Source organism: Pseudomonas sp. VE 267-6A, assembly GCF_024126555.1.
Taxonomy (GTDB): domain Bacteria; phylum Pseudomonadota; class Gammaproteobacteria; order Pseudomonadales; family Pseudomonadaceae; genus Aquipseudomonas; species Aquipseudomonas palmensis.
The window spans coordinates 77387-89231 of record NZ_JAMYBY010000015.1; the positions used below are offsets into that span (position 1 = coordinate 77387).

Sequence of the window (11845 nt, forward strand, 5' to 3'; positions counted from 1 at the left end):
CACATGAACCCTGTACTGATTCACCTTGAAGACGACACCGCCTTCGGCCCCAGCGCGGCAGTCGGCGCCCCCCTGGGCGAGCCGGTAGCCATGGCGCGTACCGCGTTGCACCAGGAGCTGGCCGGGCAGGGCGCCAGCACCGGCTTGTGGGAATGCACGCCGGGGCGCTTCCGGCGCCAGGTGGTGCAGGCCGAGTACAGCTACATCATCAGTGGCGAGGGCAGCTTCACCCCCGAGGGTGGCGAACCTATCCCGTTCGGTGCCGGCGATGCGCTGTACTTTGCCGCCAACAGCCAGGGCACCTGGGACGTGCGCCAGACGGTACGCAAGACCTACCTGATCCTGGGTTAATGCTCCGATAGTCATGCCTGATCCTCCGGGATCGGGCGTGCGGTAGTGGCGGTGGGCAGCGAATCTGCGATGATGCGCGTGTCTGATCCTCTGATGCGGTACCCCATGCAGCTCACCTGCCACGCCGATGCCAATGCCACGCTTTGCGCCCTGATCCAACCCCTTGCCACCCGCCCGGGCCCGGTCGACACCCACCTGCCGCAGGTGCAGGTGTTGTCCTGGAGCCACTACGTGGCGAGCAGCCCGCAGATCTACGAACCTAGCCTGATGATCCTGGCCCAGGGCAGCAAACTGGCCCGGCTGGGGCCGCGCACCCTGGAATATGGGGCTGGCCACTACCTGGTGCAGGCACTGTCGGTGCCGTTCATGTGCGAAACCTTCGCCACCGAAGATGAACCCCTGCTGGGCGTGTCGGTGGCGATCGACCGCACGGTGCTGAGCGAACTGGTGCAGAGCATGGGGCTGGGGGCTGGGCAGGTGGTGGCGGCGCAGACGCCCGAGTCCATGACATCAGCGGCGCTGGATGCGCCGATGCGCGAGAGCGTGGAGCGGCTGCTGCGTTGCCTGCACGACCCGCTGGAAAGCCGGGTGATGGGGGCGGCGCGAGTGCGCGAGGTGTTGTACGTGGCCTTGCGTGGGCCGCAGGCCGGGGTGCTGCGGGCGCTGGTGGAGCAGCAGGGGCATTTTGCGCGCATCGCTGCAGCCCTCAGCCATTTGCGCGAGCATTACGCCGAGCCGTTGAGCGTGGAGGCGTTGGCGGGGCGGGCGAACATGAGTACCTCGACGTTTCATGAGCACTTCAAGCGCTGCACGTTGCTGTCGCCGATCCAGTACCTCAAGCGGTTGCGTTTGCTCAAGGCGCAGCAGATGTTGATAGGCGAGGGGTTGGGTGTGGCGCAGGTGGCGCATCGGGTGGGGTATCAGAGCACGTCGCAGTTCAGCCGCGAGTACAAGCGGCATTTCGAGCGCAGCCCGGGGCGGGAGCAGGCTTATCTCTAGGGCGGCGAGCGCGTGGCGCTCGTTCGCCGGCAAGGCCGGCTCCTACAATAGAGGTGGGCCACTCCTCATTCGGTGTAGTAGTAGCTCTTCAAGAACCGGAACTCATGCGCCTGCGCCTCGCACCACTGGGCAAACCCCACCGCCCGATCACCCGCCTGATACTGCGCCCAGGCCTCGAGCATTTCACGCAGGCTGCACACTTCACCATCAATGTAACTGCGGGTCGTCTCGGCCACGATCAACCGCGCCAGCGCACTGGCACGCGCAAGCTTCGTCGCCGCAACGGTAACGTCACCCAGAAACACCGACTCATGCAGGTGATGAACCATGAAATCAACCTCGCCCAGCTCATCCAGCGCCAACTGCCGCAACGCCACCTGATCCTGCGGGTCGTGCGCCAGTGCCGCCTGGAGCCACGCCGACTCGCCCGTCAGCTTGCCCATCCAGCGATAAGGCTCGGCCAACGCCGGGCCCTCGTCGCACCAGGCTCGCAGCACCTGCCTGAGGTAGCGGGTCAAGGCATGCGACAACAACTGGTGCGCACCACTGTTGCTGAAGGCAAGGTCGGCAATCTCGCAGACAATCGCCCGCTGCTGGCCCACCTCCCGCTGACGCGCACCGTCGAGAAACTCGTCCAGCGCCTTGAGCGCCGGCTTTTTCAGGCCCTGTTCGCGCAGCAGGCAATACCGCGAGAAACCGGCAAAGCCTTCACGGGAGGCATAGACCTCGCCAATGCGCCTGAGGCCTTCGAAATTGTCCTTGTTCCAGTAATACATGCTCTTCCTTGCCAGTCAGCGCCGACACTACGGTCGGCAGGGGTTCACGCCAGCGGCCACTGCGCTATCGGCTTGTAGCGGCCGCCACTGGACTCGAACAACACGAAATCGTCGATGTTCAATCTGAACGCCGGTGGCTCCGGCGTCTCCGGTACATCACCCGGGTAGTCGCGCACCAGCGTCAGGTGCGCACGAAACTCACGCACGCTGTCTTCCACGCCCAGCGGCAGCAACGCCTGCTGCAGGGCATACACCCATTGACGCAAGGCCACCGGCGTCTGCGTGGGCTCCAGCACCAGTGCATCAGCGCGGTGCCATGCGACCAGCCGGTCCAGCTCCAGGCGCAGCGGGCCTTCGGGGCGCGGCACCGCCGCCATAGCGTCGCACAGCGCAGGCAGGCGCGAGACGCCGACTTCCCCAAGGAACATCAGCGTCAGGTGAAAATTGGCCGCAGGCACCGGACGACCACGGGTGATCCCCAGTGTGCTGCGCCATTTGCCGATGGCCCGGCATTGCTGCTCGGTACAGGGCAGGGCGATGAACAGGCGCTTGAACGGCTCGCCCGGGGTTCGCAGTTCACCTCGCATGGAAGCTCCCTTGAATGTGTGCAGGTGCCGACAGGGTACCGAGCAGCGCCGACCAAGGCCAGCCGTGGTTCCCGCGCCGCTCGCTATACTCCAGGCAAGCGCTTCACTGCACCGGGGGGCCGACCTTGAACCAGCGCATCCTGCTCGCCCTGTGCACCCTTGCACTGTTGCTGGCCATCGGCGGTTGCGCCCGGTCCCGGCCGACACCAGCGCCGCAACCCCCGGTGGTGCTGTCCCAGGCCGCCTGGCAACGTGTCGACTGGGACATCATCGACGCCTCCGAGGGCGCCAGCCGTTCCGCCCAGGACTATGCGCGACGCTCCATGAAGGTATGGAAAGACGCAGTGCACGCGCGTACCGAGGCGGACTTCATTCCGTGGTTCACCGGTTACTGGACCCAGCAGTGGCTGACCCTCAAGGTGGCCTGGTACAAGGTCAGCAAGAACCAGCAGACCGCGCCCGGCGAGGACCGCCTGGCGCTCTACCTGCAGGAGCAGTACCGCGAACGGGTGCTGGAGCCGGTGGCCAGGGAAATCAACCCGCAGCTGATCCGCGAGCGCGCCACCCAACTGTACGTGCAACTGCTCGGCCAGCAGCTGCAAGGTATCGGCCAGCGCTACCGCGCCGCCCCCGACCAGTTCGCCCTGCACCTGAACCGCATTCCCGCCATCGCCCTCGGCCCGCCGGCCGCACGCGACGCCTCGGTGCATCAGCTGATCACGGCCCAGCCACTGCTGAGCCTGCCGGCCTACCTGGCGTTGAACGAGCAGATCCAGAAGGCTGCGGTGGCGGCAGGCCAGGCGCCGTCCGACACGGGCTTGTCGTCGGTGGCCAAGCGCGCCAGCGCCCAGCTCGAAGCAACGCTGGTGCCGCGCGGCGCGGCCAGCGCGGTGGCGGCTGCGGTGGGCAAGGCGGTGGGGGCGCTGATCTCGGTGGCCTCGGCGGGCATCGGCGCGATGATGCACGAAAGCGAGCGCCCGGCCATGGTCGAGCAGCTGCGGGTGATCCTCAATGTGGCGCTCAACGAGGAATGGCAGGGCCTGATGCAGAACCCCGCCACCGGGGTGATGGCGGGGGTCAATGCGCTGTCGGGGCAGATCCGCGACAGCCTGGTGCTCAGCAGCGGCTTGCCGGCGATGCAGCCCTGATGGCGGTGCTCATGGAGTGATCGCGACTTTCATCACGCCGTCGCGCTGGTGCGCGAACAGTTCGTAGGCCGCCTCGATGTCGTCGAGCTTGTAGCGGTGGGTCACCAGCGGCTTGAGGTCGACGCTACCGCTGGCCACCACCTCCATCAGGCGGCGCATGCGCTCCTTGCCGCCGGGGCACAGGGTGCTGACGATGCTGTAGTCACCAAGCCCGGCGCCAAAGGCCGACAGCGGGATGGTCAGGTCGGAGGAATACACCCCCAGGCTCGACAGCGTGCCGCCCGGGCGCAGGATGCGCAGCGCCGACTCGAAGGTCGACTGGGTGCCCAGCGCCTCGATGCTCACGTCTACGCCACGGCCGTGGGTGAGGGCCATGATCTGGTCCACCACGTTGCCCTGCTTGAAGTCCACCACATGGGTGGCGCCCAGCTGGCGGGCTACCGAAAGACGCGCGGGCACGGTGTCGACGCCGATGATGGTGGTGGCGCCCATCAGCTTGGCCCCGGCCACCGCGCACAGGCCGATTGGCCCCAGGGCGAACACTGCCACCGTGTCGCCGATACGCACGCCGCCGCGCTCGGCCCCGGAGAACCCGGTAGACATGATGTCGGGGCACATCAGTACCTGTTCGTCACTCAGCCCGTCCGGGATCGGCGAGAGGTTGGCCATGGCGTCCGGCACCAGCACGTATTCGGCCTGGCAGCCGTCGATGGTGTTGCCGAACTTCCAGCCGCCGGCCGGCTTGAAACCGTGCGGCGTGCCGGGGCCGTCCTGGGACGAACAGCCACACAGGCAGGCATAGCTGTGGCCGCTGGGGGTGATGGCGCCGGCGATGACGCGCTGGCCCTCGGTGAAGCCCTTAACCTGGGCGCCGAGCTTTTCGATGATGCCGACCGGTTCATGGCCGATGGTCAGGCCCTTTTCCACCGGGTACTCGCCGCGCAGGATATGCACGTCGGTGCCGCACAGGGTGGTGGTGGTGATGCGGATCAGGGCGTCCGAGGGGCCGACCTCGGGGATCGGTTTTTCATCGAGCACGATGCGGTTCTTCTCGACAAAGATTGCAGCTTTCATGCGGGCCATGGTCGTTTCTCCTCAAGGGGGTACACGCGCAACTTCATGGGGCAGGGTGCGCCTGCACCGGCGGCGGGCTGTTGATCCGGGTCAAGCTGATGAGCATAGGCCATGGCGGGGCTCATCTGCGTAGGAAACAAATCATCGGGTTCCCAGGCTATTATCATGATCTTTCGTTCTAAAACAGATAGTTAGGTAAATAATCTAAAGTTGTTTATGAAGTGAACTTAAATTGTAGGACAGGGTCATAGGTTGCTCATGCTGGCAGGTTGATATGAAAGTGCCAGCGTGCAACCCACAAGACAGATACGTGCTAAGGACTCGGTTAATGAAAATCATCAAGACGCTGGTGCTCACCTCGCTGTTCGCCGCCCTGGCCGGCTGCGGCAGCGATGCCATCGAAGGCAAGTTCAACGTGCAGGCCAGCGTGATGGGCTTCAAGAGCAACGTGGGTACCGCAGAGCTGGACGAGGACTACATCACCCTGCTGGGCGACAAGTACGAGATCGACGAGTGGAAGCGTGACGGTGACACCGTCGTCGCCCGCGACAAGAACGGCACCGCGGTGATGAACGCGCGCGTCGAAGACAACGGTAACCGCCTGGTGGTGCTGGACGGCGGTGAGCTGGTCAGCATGACCCTGACCCGCATCAAGTAACTCCCCACGCCACATTCAACTCCAAGGACGTTCTGTGAAAAAAGTACTGGCTGTATCAGGCATTGCCGCGTTGCTGGCTGGCTGCGGGTCGAGTTACCAGTGGGACGAGGTCACCACCTCCAAGGGCAGCAAGGGCAAGCCCACTGCCATCTATGTGGACAAGAAGACCAAGGAGCCGGTGTCCGGCACCATCATCTGGAAGGAAGGCGACACGCTGATCTCCGAGTTCAAGGTCAAGAACGGCAAGGTCCAGGGCGACTGGGTTACCCACAATGCCGACGGCTCGGTGGCCATCGAGGCGCAACTGGATGACGGCCAGCTGACCGGCACCACGACCGTGTATTGCAGCGGCGGCGAGAAAAAGCCGCAGCAGCGCATCGTCATCACCGGCAAGAAGCAGACCGATAGCCAGTTCGACTGCGCCAGCGGCCTGCAGACCCGCGAACAGGTCACGGTGCACGAAGAGGGCAGCAAGCAGAACGGTCGCACCCTGGCCCAATCGGCCTGGCGCGTGGTCAATGGCGAGCAGGTGCCGGCCGTGGTCGCCAACTATGACAAGGACGGCAGCGGCCAGCTCGATGGCGTGCAGGAAACCTTCTACCCGACCGGCCAGGTGCAGGAGCGCAAGCACTACAACCAGGGCAAGCTGGAGGGCCTGCAGGAGGAGTTCGTGCTGCTCGACGACGGCACCTACCGTCTGCGTAAGGTCACTGCCTACAAGGATGGCCAGCGCGATGGCGATTCGATCCAGTACTTCGCCTCGCCCGACTGGCCGGAAAAGACCGTCGAAAAACGCGAAACCTACGCGGCGGGGCAGGACACCGGCAAGACCGTGATCTACCGCGAGCTGGATGTACAGGTGCTGGTGCCGTACCAGGACGTGCCGCCCAACCACTACAAGCTCAAGGAAGCGCTGGCCGGCAAGTCTACCCGTGACGGCTACGTGGCCGATGTGGAGTCGCTCAAGTACCTGCTGCAGGCCTCTGACATCGACCTGAACAAGCCGCTGGTCGCCGAAGCCGAGCTGCCGGTCCACTATGTGGCCGAGAATGCCTACGACATGCTGGTGAGCCTGGGCGCCGACCCGCTCAAGACCACCGCAGAGGGCAATACCCGGCTGATGATGTGCCTGAAGAACGCGTGGCGCGATTGCTCGGACGCGCACTTCGACCAGCTGCTGGCCTTGTCCAATGCCAAGACGGCCAACCTGTTCGGCAACACGCCGCTGCACGAGCTGTGCAAGAGCAACAGCCTGACCAAGGAGCGCCCGGAACTGGGCCAGCGCCTGATCGCCAGCCAGGACATCAACGCGGTGAACTACGCGGGCCAGACTGCCTTGCACTACTGCATCACGCAGCGTGACAAGACCGTGGCCAATGCGCTGATCGCGGCCGGTGCCGATCTGGACAAGGCGGACTATTCGGGCGTTACCCCGGTGCAACTGGTGTTCCTGCGCGACCCGCGCCTGGGCCGTCAGAAGCAGGTGAGCTGGGACGCGGCGCGTATCCAGTACGTGGGCGGGCTGCTGGGCAAGTCCACGTTCAACTTCGAAGCGCCGTTCCCGGGCTTCGACAAGAGCCTGAAGCAGCTGATGATCGAAGCCAGCGATGCGCAGAGCGCAATGCTGGTTGACAGCCTGGCTGCCAACAAGGGTTGACCCCAGTCGCCGGGAAGGCTGGCCCCTGCAGGTGCAGGAGCCGGCCTTGCCGGCGAAGGCGCCCGCATCAGGCGCCGACAGCCTCGCGGCTCATGACGCCATCGACCAGCCGCTGGATTCCCAGCGGATTGGCATTCTGCAACGCTTCGGGCAGCAGTGCATCGGGGTAGTTCTGCAAGCACACCGGGCGCAGGAACCGGTCGATCGCCAGTGAACCCACCGAGGTGCCCCGGGCATCGGACGTGGCCGGGTACGGTCCGCCATGCACCATCGCATCGCACACCTCGACCCCCGTCGGATAGCCATTGAGCAGAACCCGCCCGACCTTTTCCACCAGCAACTCACCCAGCCAGCGGTATTCGAGCAACTCGGCCTGCTCGCCGATCAGGGTGGCGGTCAGTTGTCCGCGCAGCCCTTGCAATGCCAGCGCCAGCTGCGCATCGTCCTCTACCTCGATAACGATGGTGGCTGGGCCGAACACTTCTTCCTGAAGCAAATCATCACCTTGCAGCAACAAGTTCACATCGGCCTTGAACAGCTGGGGTTGCGCCTGGCGCCCGTTCTGCGCGGCCCCTGCCAGGTGCGTGAGGCCAGGATGGCGGTGCAGGTGCTCCAGCCCCTTGGCATAACTGGCCAGTGCCCCGGCATTGAGCATGGTCTGTGCAGGCTGTTCGGCCATCTGTGCGACGAAGGCGTGCACAAAGTCACTGAACGCCGGCGAGCGCACGCCGATGATCAGGCCGGGGTTGGTGCAGAACTGCCCGCAGCCCAGGGTCACCGAACCGGTCAGCTCGCGGGCGATGGCCGCCCCACGCACCTGCAGCGCCTGTGGCAGCAGGATGACGGGGTTGATGCTCGACATCTCGGCGAACACCGGGATCGGCTGCGGGCGCTCGGCGGCCATTTTGCACAGGGCGTTGCCGCCCTTGAGCGAGCCGGTGAAGCCCACCGCCTGGATCGCCGGGTGGCGCACCAGCCATTCTCCCACGCCTGCGCCATAGATCATGTTGAATACCCCCGCCGGCATGCCGGTGCGCTGCGCAGCGCGCAGGATCGCATCGGCCACCCATTCGGCGGTGGCCATGTGCCCGCTGTGAGCCTTGAACACCACCGGGCAGCCGGCGGCCAGCGCCGAGGCGGTATCGCCGCCGGCCGTGGAGAAGGCCAGCGGAAAGTTGCTGGCGCCGAACACCGCCACCGGCCCCAGGCCGATACGGTACTGGCGCAGGTCCGGGCGCGGCAGTGGCTGGCGCTCTGGCAGCGCGCGGTCGATGCGTGCCCCGTGGAAGTCGCCACGGCGCAGCACGTTGGCGAACAGGCGCAGCTGCCCGCTGGTGCGCCCGCGTTCGCCCGAGATGCGTGCAGCGGGCAGGGCGGTTTCGCGGCATACCGTGGCGATGAAGTCATCGCCCAGGCCGTCCAGCTCGTCGGCGATGGCATCGAGAAATTCGGCGCGCCGCGTCGCAGGCAGCGTACGGAACTGCGGGTAGGCGCTGGCGGCAGCCTTGGCGGCGGCGTCCACTTCTTCGGCAGTGGCCTGGATGAAGGTGCACGCCAGCGCTTCGCCGGTGCTCGCATCCAGGCTCTGCAGTACGGTGGTGCCGGCAGCGCTGCGCTGGCCGGCGATGTAGTTGTGGCCGAGAACAGAGGTCATTGCGGGGTCCTTGTCGGTTGAGGGCAGGGGCTCAGGTGATGGCGCCGATCTGCCAGGGCACGAATTCGTTCTGGCCGTAGCCATGTTGTTCGCTCTTGCTGCGCTCGCCCGAGGCAATGCGCAGCATCAGGCGGTAGATGTGTTCGCCGCGTTCCTCGATGGTGGTGCTGGCGTCGGCGATGCCGCCGCAGTTCACGTCCATGTCGTCTTCCTGGGTTTCCCACAGGCGGGTGTTGGTGGCCAGCTTGATCGAGGGCGACGGTGCGCAGCCGTAGGCCGACCCGCGCCCGGTGGTGAAGGCGATCAGGTTAGCGCCGCCGGCGACCTGGCCGGTGGCCGATATCGGGTCGTAGCCGGGGGTGTCCATGAACACCAGGCCGTGGGCACGCACCGGTTCGGCGTATTCGTAGACGTCCATCAGGTCGCTGGAGCCGGCCTTGGCCACGGCGCCCAGGGATTTTTCGAGAATGGTGGTGAGCCCGCCGGCCTTGTTGCCGGCCGAGGGGTTGTTGTTCAGTTCGGCGCCCATGCGCTCGCAGTAGGCTTCCCACCAGTGGATGCGCGCGATCAGCTTTTCGCCCACTTCGCGGCTGACCGCACGGCGCGTGAGCAGGTGCTCGGCGCCGTAGATTTCCGGGGTTTCGGACAGTATCGCGGTGCCACCGGCCGCCACCAGGCGATCCACCGCATTGCCCAGTGCCGGGTTGGCGGTGATGCCCGAATAGCCGTCGGAGCCGCCACATTGCAGGCCGACGGTCAGGTGCCTGACGCTGACCGGCTCGCGACGTACCTGATCGGCTTCGGCCAGCAGCGACTTGACCTGGGCGATGCCGCTGGCAATGGTGCGCGTGGTGCCGCCGGTGCCCTGGATGGTGAAGGTGCGCAGGGTGTGGCTGCTGTTCAGGCCCTGGGCGGCCAGCAGGTCGGGGATCTGGTTGGTCTCGCAGCCCAGGCCGATCATCAGCACCGAGGCGAAGTTGGCATGCACCGCGTACCCGCCCAGGGTGCGCTGCAGCATCGCCAGCGCCTCGCCGCCAGGGTCGACCGCGCAGCCCACGCCGTGGGTCAGGGCCACCACGCCGTCCACGTTGGGGTAGGGCGCGAGCGCCTCGGGGTGGATGTCGCGGCGAAAATGGTCGGCGATGGCGCGTGCCACGGTGGCCGAGCAGTTCACCGAGGTGAGGATGCCGATGTAGTTGCGCGTGGCCACCCGGCCGTCGGCGCGCACGATGCCCATGAAGGTATCGTCGGTGCTGGCCGGTGTGCCCCTGGCGTCCACGCCGAAGGCGTAGTCGCGGGCAAAGTCGCCCATGGCCAGGTTGTGCACGTGCACATGCTCGCCGGCGGCGATGGGCTGGCTGGCAAAGCCGATGATCTGCCCGTAGCGGCGCAGCGGCTGGCCGGGGGCAATGGCGCGCACCGCCACCTTGTGCCCGGCCGGGATGGCCTGCAGCACCTCGATGTGCTCGGCCTGCAGGTGCAGGCCCTTTGGCAGGGGCTGGCGGGCGATCAGCACGTCGTCCAGCGGGTTGAGGCGGATCACGGCGTTGGCGGCGCTGTCGCTGCCTGTTGTTGTAATGAGTTGCATCTCAGTCATCTCCAGAGGCGTGGGCCGGGCTTACGCCAGGCCGCGCTCGCGATAGTCGATCAGGCCGGAGAACAGCATCAGGCCGAAGGCCATGACCACGAAGAAGATCAGGGCCAGGAAGTAGGAGCCGGTGAACTGCACGATCAGGCCGATCAGGATCGGCACCAGTACGCCGACCATGTTGCCGCAGAAGTTCATGCTGCCGCCCAGGATGCCGGCCTTGGACTTGCCGCCCAGGATCGCCGGCAGGCACCAGTACATGCCGCACCAGCGGATGAAGAACAGCGCGACGCACAGCAGGGCGATGACCCGCGCGGCATCCGGGGTGTAGGCCACCAGCAGGATGCACAGGGCAGCCACGGCGGCGGAGCCTGCGAACATGCTGCGCATCACGGTGTTGGGCTGGCCGCCGCTGGCTTTCCACTTGTCGGCGATCCAGCCGCCGATCAGCTCGCCGACGAAGCCGCACATGAAGATCAGGAAGGTGGCGCCGCCCATGGCCTTGATGTCCAGGTTGTGGGCCTGGTGCAGGTAGCTCGGCATCCAGGTCAGCAGGCCGTAGAACACGCTGTTGTAGCAGGCATAGCCGGCGAACATGGCCAGTACCGAGCGGCTCTTGAGCAACTCCTTGAGGATCGCCTTGCGCCCGTTGCCGTCGCTGGCCACCGCGTTGGCCTGGTTGATGTAGTCCAGCTCGGCGGCGTTGACCTTGGGGTGCTCGCAAGGGTGGTTGCGGATGTACCACCAGGCCCAGATGCCGACCACGATGGTGCCCACCCCGGCGATCACGAAGGCGATGCGCCAGGAGTCGAACCAGGTGATCAGGCCGGCGATGATGATCGCGCCGAATGCGGTGCCCAGCGGCGCGCCGCCGTCCACCAGGGTGGCGCCACGCCCACGCTCGTTGGGGGTCAGCCAGGCGCCGTTGAGCTTGGCCCCGGCCGGCATGATCGGCGATTCGGCCACACCCAGGCCGACGCGGGTGATCAGCAGGGTGATCCAGTTGTGCGCGCCGCCGGCCAGTGCCTGGAAGGCGCCCCAGCCGATGGTGGCGGCGCCGATGATGTTGCGCACCTGGAAACGGTCCAGCAGCATGCCGCTGGGGATCTGCATCAGTGCGTACGACCAGAAGAACGCGCTGAGAATCAGGCCTTCCATGGCCGGGGTCAGTTCGAATTCCGCCGAGATCAGCGGCAGCGCCACCGACAGCGAGGCGCGGTCGATGTAGTTGATCGCGGCCAGCAACAGCAGGATCAGGAAGATGCGCCAGCGCACGGTGGTGGGCCGCTGGGCATCGGTGGCAGCCAAGGCAGGTGCCGGGGCGGCCTGCAAGGAGGTGTCTTTCATGCTCAT

Annotated in this window: 11 protein-coding genes; 5 read left to right on the forward strand and 6 right to left on the reverse strand. The window is 66.0% G+C overall.

Annotated features, from left to right (window positions below; genetic code table 11):
* The first annotated feature begins 3 nt into the window (after window positions 1-3).
* Window positions 4-351, forward strand: coding sequence for a cupin domain-containing protein (locus tag NJH59_RS18285; protein ID WP_043861356.1), 348 nt, complete (start codon window positions 4-6; stop codon window positions 349-351).
* A gap of 105 nt (window positions 352-456) precedes the next feature.
* Window positions 457-1350 (forward strand): AraC family transcriptional regulator, encoded by an 894-nt coding sequence (locus tag NJH59_RS18290; protein ID WP_054914598.1) that lies wholly within the window; start codon window positions 457-459, stop codon window positions 1348-1350.
* Window positions 1351-1415: 65 nt separating this feature from the next.
* Here the strand turns inward: NJH59_RS18290 and NJH59_RS18295 are convergent, their stop codons facing one another.
* Window positions 1416-2126 (reverse strand): hypothetical protein, encoded by a 711-nt coding sequence (locus tag NJH59_RS18295; RefSeq protein WP_253087142.1) that lies wholly within the window; start codon window positions 2124-2126, stop codon window positions 1416-1418.
* 44 nt (window positions 2127-2170) lie between these two features.
* Window positions 2171-2713, reverse strand: a complete 543-nt coding sequence (gene thpR / locus NJH59_RS18300; RefSeq protein WP_043861354.1) for an RNA 2',3'-cyclic phosphodiesterase — start codon at window positions 2711-2713, stop codon at window positions 2171-2173.
* Between the two features lie 125 nt (window positions 2714-2838).
* Here thpR and NJH59_RS18305 point away from each other — a divergent pair, with 125 nt between their 5' ends.
* The gene (locus NJH59_RS18305) at window positions 2839-3861 is read left to right on the forward strand and encodes a hypothetical protein (RefSeq protein WP_054914596.1); all 1023 of its coding nucleotides are present in this window, start codon (window positions 2839-2841) and stop codon (window positions 3859-3861) included.
* Between the two features lie 9 nt (window positions 3862-3870).
* Here NJH59_RS18305 and NJH59_RS18310 read toward each other — a convergent pair whose 3' ends face one another.
* The gene (locus tag NJH59_RS18310) at window positions 3871-4944 is read right to left on the reverse strand and encodes an NAD(P)-dependent alcohol dehydrogenase (protein WP_043861352.1); all 1074 of its coding nucleotides are present in this window, start codon (window positions 4942-4944) and stop codon (window positions 3871-3873) included.
* A 319-nt stretch (window positions 4945-5263) separates the two neighbouring features.
* On the opposite strand from NJH59_RS18310, the gene NJH59_RS18315 reads away from it, so the two are divergent.
* On the forward strand, window positions 5264-5593 hold the full coding sequence (locus NJH59_RS18315; protein WP_043861351.1) for a hypothetical protein: 330 nt from the start codon (window positions 5264-5266) through the stop codon (window positions 5591-5593).
* A 34-nt stretch (window positions 5594-5627) separates the two neighbouring features.
* A complete protein-coding gene (locus NJH59_RS25610) occupies window positions 5628-7250 on the forward strand; it encodes an ankyrin repeat domain-containing protein (RefSeq protein ID WP_253087143.1) in 1623 nt (540 codons plus the stop codon).
* Window positions 7251-7317: 67 nt separating this feature from the next.
* On the opposite strand, the gene NJH59_RS18325 is transcribed toward NJH59_RS25610, so the two are convergent.
* From NJH59_RS18325 to NJH59_RS18335, 3 genes are read right to left on the reverse strand one after another with little or no spacing between them, the layout of a single operon-like run.
* Window positions 7318-8904 carry an aldehyde dehydrogenase (NADP(+)) gene (locus NJH59_RS18325; protein ID WP_253087144.1) on the reverse strand — a complete coding sequence of 529 codons (1587 nt, stop codon included), beginning with the start codon at window positions 8902-8904 and terminating at the stop codon, window positions 7318-7320.
* A 31-nt stretch (window positions 8905-8935) separates the two neighbouring features.
* Window positions 8936-10492 (reverse strand): UxaA family hydrolase, encoded by a 1557-nt coding sequence (locus tag NJH59_RS18330; protein ID WP_054914593.1) that lies wholly within the window; start codon window positions 10490-10492, stop codon window positions 8936-8938.
* A gap of 30 nt (window positions 10493-10522) precedes the next feature.
* Window positions 10523-11845: an MFS transporter gene (locus NJH59_RS18335; protein ID WP_054914592.1), complete on the reverse strand. Its 1323-nt coding sequence runs from the start codon at window positions 11843-11845 to the stop codon at window positions 10523-10525.

Excerpts from the sequence above, each read along its gene's own strand:
- NJH59_RS18285 (WP_043861356.1), top strand. The coding sequence starts at position 4 with ATGAACCCTGTACTGATTCACCTTGAAGACGACACCGCCTTCGGCCCC.
- NJH59_RS18290 (WP_054914598.1), top strand. The coding sequence starts at position 457 with ATGCAGCTCACCTGCCACGCCGATGCCAATGCCACGCTTTGCGCCCTG.
- NJH59_RS18295 (WP_253087142.1), bottom strand. The coding sequence starts at position 2,126 with ATGTATTACTGGAACAAGGACAATTTCGAAGGCCTCAGGCGCATTGGC.
- thpR (WP_043861354.1), bottom strand. The coding sequence starts at position 2,713 with ATGCGAGGTGAACTGCGAACCCCGGGCGAGCCGTTCAAGCGCCTGTTC.
- NJH59_RS18310 (WP_043861352.1), bottom strand. The coding sequence starts at position 4,944 with ATGGCCCGCATGAAAGCTGCAATCTTTGTCGAGAAGAACCGCATCGTG.
- NJH59_RS18315 (WP_043861351.1), top strand. The coding sequence starts at position 5,264 with ATGAAAATCATCAAGACGCTGGTGCTCACCTCGCTGTTCGCCGCCCTG.
- NJH59_RS18325 (WP_253087144.1), bottom strand. The coding sequence starts at position 8,904 with ATGACCTCTGTTCTCGGCCACAACTACATCGCCGGCCAGCGCAGCGCT.
- NJH59_RS18330 (WP_054914593.1), bottom strand. The coding sequence starts at position 10,492 with ATGCAACTCATTACAACAACAGGCAGCGACAGCGCCGCCAACGCCGTG.
- NJH59_RS18335 (WP_054914592.1), bottom strand. The coding sequence starts at position 11,845 with ATGAGCATGAAAGACACCTCCTTGCAGGCCGCCCCGGCACCTGCCTTG.